Origin of the sequence: Moorena sp. SIO4A5, from assembly GCF_010672005.1 — a bacterium.
In the GTDB taxonomy this organism is placed as follows: Bacteria; Cyanobacteriota; Cyanobacteriia; order Cyanobacteriales; family Coleofasciculaceae; genus Moorena.
The window spans coordinates 1-4367 of record NZ_JAAHHZ010000401.1 but is presented as its reverse complement, the minus strand read 5'-3'; the positions used below and the strand labels follow the sequence as shown (position 1 = coordinate 4367).

The following is a 4367-nucleotide window of genomic DNA, read 5'->3' as shown; positions in this document are numbered from 1 at the left end:
TCTGTATCGCTATCCCTGGCGAGGTGCGCGTAAAATCGGCTTTGCTCTGACCCATCTTGGTATCATCGTAATTATCGCTGGTTCAGCGGCTGTAATCCACTTAGGTGTAGAGGGCATGTTACCTTTGCGCACCGATACGGCTTCGAGCAATCAGATTCGGGTTGAAGGGGAATTTGTGGAAGTGATGACACCATCATCACAGTTGCAGCAAACTGATGTATTGATCAAGCCAGATGGTTCAGTCATCCCCAAGCAAATTGGTAAACTGTCTTTGGTAGGCTACAGCGACAACACCATCAAAACAGTTAGTTTTACCGAAGGGGCAACGGCAGATAATCTAGCAGTAGATAATCCAGCAGTGCGATTACGCTTGAAAAGCGATCGCATGGGGCAAACCCTAGAGCGGTATATAGCTGTAGCCCCAGTAGCCTATAGCAAAGTAGGGATTGGGCCAGCTGAATTAGAAATCATTCAGGTTGATACGGTAGCGACAGGAAAAGGAAAATCTCTGCTATCCCCCCCTCAAGAACAAAACTTGAGTCCTTGGGGTAGCATCAAGGTAACGTCAAAAGAAAGGGACAAGATAGATACAGAGATTATCGATATAAAACAAGCTCTGTCATCCCAAGCCCCAGACTCCTCAGTCAAAGTCGTCGATTTTTGGCCGGATTTCCGACTAGACGCCGACAACCAACCGACAACGGCCTCCCAACAACTGAGAAATCCCGCAGTACAGTTAGAGGTATCCACACCAGAAGGGCTTGAACGCTGGTTTGTGTTTGGAAAGGAAAACTTTCCCCCAATTCGTTCAGTGGTATCAGGAAAACCCCTAGAAGGAATTGAGATTAGCTATAACATTCAACCCCAGCAATCACAGGATTATTTCCGGGTGATCGTGACTCAATCAGGTCAGCTATTCTATGCGGCCCATTCCTCGAAAGGATTTAAATCTGGAACCTTAGAGGTTGGAAAAGCTGTCAGTCCCGGTTGGGCAGACTTCCAAATTACTCTAGACGAGTATATTCCCCATGGCAAAATCAATCGTCAGGTCATACCTGTATTTGACCCAACCGTTAAGGGAGTACCAGCCTTATTAGTCAGCACCGAAACCGGAATCCAAACCTGGTTACCCTGGGGCGAACCGACTACGATTAACGAACCAACAGGAGAAATCTTTGCTGCCTTTAGTCCCAAACTCTTGCAACTGCCGTTTGCGATCGCATTAGAAGACTTCATCGTTGAACGCAATGAAGGCAGTGATTCCGTTGCTATGTGGACTAGCAAAATCCGGATCGAAGACCGGGATCACCATGTCATCTCCCACCGCAACGTTTGGATGAACCATCCAACCTGGTATCAAGGCTGGAAAATAGCCCAAGCTTCCTGGAATCCCGGTGACTTAAAACAATCAACCCTACAAATCAAGCGAGAACCAGCCTGGGTAACTGCTTTAACCTGGACAGGCTCCGGTCTAGTAATCGGTGGCATCACCATCATGTTCTATGGTCGAGGGATAGCTAAAAAACTGCGCCGCCAGCCAGAGGAGTCCGGAGTTCCCTTGTACTATCATTCTCCCTAGCATACTTTGTTCTAGTTCAGATTAGCGTTTACTTCTGTTTAGCGTTTACTCCTGTCCTCTGATGAAACCACTCCAACTCCTGATCGGACTTTGTCTCGGAATCGTAATCCTGATCATACCTCCAACCCAACTCCAACCATCACCCCTAGACCCCTTACAAACCCTAGCCGTCCAACTTGATGGGCGCAAAAAACCCTTAGACACCGTAGCCCGAGAAACCGTAGCCAAAATCCACGGTTCCACTAACTACCGCCTAGAAAACAATCAAACCCTCAACTATTTCCAAACCTACCTATCCCTATGGTTTAATAACCGAGACTGGAACCAAGAACCCTTCATTCTACTTACCTACCGCCCCCTCAAAGAAAAAATTGGTCTTGACCTAGAACGAAAATACTTCTCCTTCGCAGAATTAGTCAGTTCCAACCTAGGTGCCATCGTTCTGGAAGCCAATCAAAAAGAAGCGGACAACATTGAGCTGACTAGAGACGAACGAGAAGCCCTCACCATAGAAGACAGACTGGCATTAATGTTACGCACGGTAGGTACTGATACCCTACCCCTAGTTCCCCATCCCAGCGAGAGTAAAGGCACTTGGGTAAGCATACCTCAATCGCAACAGTATTACACCAACGAACAAATTACCCCCCTACAGCAAAGTTACCAAACACTCAAACAAGCCTATCGTTTAGATCCCCTACTGACTACTGTGGAGGTTGGGCAAGTCGCGGAAACACTACATCAGCAGTTAGCCGCTCTTAGCCCTGAAATTTACCCCAAGGATTCCTTGCTGCAACGGGAAGTTAACTTCTCTAGTTTTCGCCCCTTTAGTAAAGCCTGGAAAATTTATGCGATCGCATTACTAGTCCTGTTATTAGGATTATCCTTCAAACAATTCGACCTCTACTCAGGTGCAGTAGGAATTTTCCTCACAGGTCTTTTCATCCAAGGCTACGGCTTTATCACCCGCATGGAAATTGCCGGACGTCCCCCAGTCACCAATATGTATGAATCCGTAGTGTGGGTTGGATTTGGGATAGCCGCCATTGCCCTAGTATTTGAGCTAATCTACCGGGCAAAATACTATCTGTTAGCCGCTGCTCCTTTATCAATCCTTTGTCTTCTTCTAGCAGACAGTCTTCCAGCCGTGCTAGATCCAAGTATTGCCCCCCTTGTACCAGTACTACGAGACAACTTCTGGCTAAGTATCCACGTTCCCACCATTACCCTCAGCTATGCTAGTTTTGCCTTAGCGATGGGATTAGGACATATTATTCTAGGACATTATCTAGTTGCTCCCCAATCCTTTCAACGAATTTCCTATCTATCAAAATTCAACTATCGAGTCCTACAAATTGGTGTTTTACTGCTCACTACTGGCATTATTCTCGGTGGCATCTGGGCTCACTTCTCCTGGGGTCGCTTCTGGGGTTGGGACCCCAAAGAAACCTGGGCGTTGATTGCCCTAATGTGTTACATAGTCCCCTTACATGGTCGTCTGGTAGGATGGTTAGCAGACTTTGGGATGGCAGTCATTAGTGTAGTTTGTTTTAATGCTGTGTTGATGGCTTGGTATGGTGTTAACTTTGTTCTCGGTACTGGTTTACACAGTTATGGATTTAGTACTGGTGGCTCAGAATTAATTGTCGGGACCCTAGTTGGTTTAGACTTATTATTTGTAGCAGCTGCAGCTACCAGATATAACCGTTGGTTGCTCTCTAAATCTAGTAAAAATATAGTGAAACAATGGAGTCAAAATCAACCAGTTATGGCTAAAGATAATTAAAATTAATTAAAACCAACTAAAAATGCATAATACCAACTAATGAGGAAGAAATTATCAACCTAATTTAGCTGGTCATGTTTTCGATTAAAAATTCCTAGATTGAGAGATAATATAATTAATTGTTAATTATGGTTTATTATTAAAATAAATCGTTTTCCAGGTAGAGGTATACTATGGATCGTCGTAAATTTATGGGCTGGTTTGGTGTTGGTGCATTAGCTACTTATCTACCAGTAGCATTAGCTGCCTGTAGTCCTGAGCCAAGTCCGCCACAAGCAACAGAAAAGGAAAGCCCTAAGATTGATAAGTCGGTGCGAGAGGATGGATTCCAAGCCGTTGGCACAGTGCAGGAGTTAGAAGACAAAGGCAAAATTAGCGACAAGATAGCAGATATTCTAGTCGTGCGTAATCTGAGCAACAATAGTCTTGTTGCCGTAAACCCTAGGTGTACTCACCAAGGCTGTAGCGTGGATTGGAAGCAAGAGGATAAAATATTTAACTGTCCTTGCCACGGTTCTAAATTTGATTTAGATGGCAAAGTAACGAAAGGACCTGCAGACAAACCCTTGACAAGCTATGAAACAAAGGAAGAAGATAATTTAGTTTTGGTAAAAGTAAGCTAGTCATTTAGGAGCAGGTTTGATATTGCAGCTGAAGTCCCCCTTTTTAAGGGAAATTTAGGTGCAGCTGAAGTCCCCCTTTTTAAGGGAAATTTAGGTGCAGCTGAAGTCCCCCTTTTTAAGGGAAATTTAGGTGCAGCTGAAGTCCCCCTTTTTAAGGGAAATTTAGGTGCAGCTGAAGTCCCCCTTTTTAAGGGAAATTTAGGTGCAGCTGAAGTCCCCCTTTTTAAGGGAAATTTAGGTGCAGCTGAAGTCCAGGGCTATTTCATTCTAAATATAAACAAGATATGGTATAATTGAGCGCAAATTTAGTCTAATCCATCTACTCTTGTGTCTCAAATCGCAATTATAGAAGCCTTTGCAGAGCTCGAAGACCCTCGTC

General features: G+C 44.7%; 3 protein-coding genes. All 3 read left to right on the top strand.

Annotated elements, in window-relative coordinates:
- Nucleotides 1–1579 (top strand): cytochrome c biogenesis protein ResB (locus F6K57_RS37860; RefSeq protein WP_293073581.1); only part of this gene is annotated, 1579 nt, incomplete at its 5' end.
- A gap of 61 nt (nt 1580–1640) precedes the next feature.
- Nucleotides 1641–3365: a cytochrome c biogenesis protein CcsA gene (gene ccsA / locus F6K57_RS37855; RefSeq protein WP_293073578.1), complete on the top strand. Its 1725-nt coding sequence runs from the start codon at nt 1641–1643 to the stop codon at nt 3363–3365.
- A gap of 173 nt (nt 3366–3538) precedes the next feature.
- Entirely contained in the window at nt 3539–3988 is a 450-nt protein-coding gene (locus F6K57_RS37850) for a Rieske (2Fe-2S) protein (protein ID WP_293073575.1), read from the top strand.
- Nucleotides 3989–4367 lie beyond the last annotated feature (379 nt).